This is a genomic window from Streptomyces bugieae, assembly GCF_036352915.1.
Classification (GTDB): Bacteria; Actinomycetota; Actinomycetes; order Streptomycetales; family Streptomycetaceae; genus Streptomyces; species Streptomyces endophytica.
This window is the reverse complement of the sequence record NZ_JAZBJP010000177.1, coordinates 1-441: the sequence shown is the minus strand read 5'-3', so window position 1 is coordinate 441 and position 441 is coordinate 1. Positions and strand designations below refer to the sequence as shown.

The window sequence follows — 441 nt, the reverse complement described above, 5'->3', positions numbered from 1 at the left end:
CCCCTCGCTCATCCCTCCAGCCCCAGGTGGTGCCCCTTGCCTGTACAGCACTCGAAGGCATCCCTCCACGCCTTCTACGCGGACGCGTTACGGAACGGTCGAAGCACCGGAGAGCAGCTGCATGCGCCCGTCTCGGCGCGGTTCCGCGCCCTGCTGACGTCCCTCCCCGCCGACATCCCGCGTCGCGCTCTCGACCTCGGATACGGCGCCGGGGCCTACACCATCGCGCTGGCGAAGGCCGGCTTCACCGTCGTCGCGGTGGACCAGGCCCCGGCCGAACCGCTGCTCCGGCGACTCTCGCTGCACGAGAACCTGGCGGAGCGCGTCACGGTGGTGGAGTCCCTCATCGAGCAGTACGTGGTCGAGGAGGACTTCGGCCTGCTCGTCGCCAAGGACGTGCTCCACTACCTGTCCCAGCGCGACGTCGAAGCCGTGCTCACC

The 441-nt window shown here is 69.6% G+C and carries 1 protein-coding gene; it reads left to right on the top strand.

Features of this window, described 5'->3' with window-relative positions; genetic code table 11:
* Nucleotides 1–36 precede the first annotated feature (36 nt).
* Nucleotides 37–441: class I SAM-dependent methyltransferase (locus tag V2J85_RS40765; RefSeq protein WP_330824410.1), on the top strand; the 405-nt coding region annotated here is incomplete at its 3' end.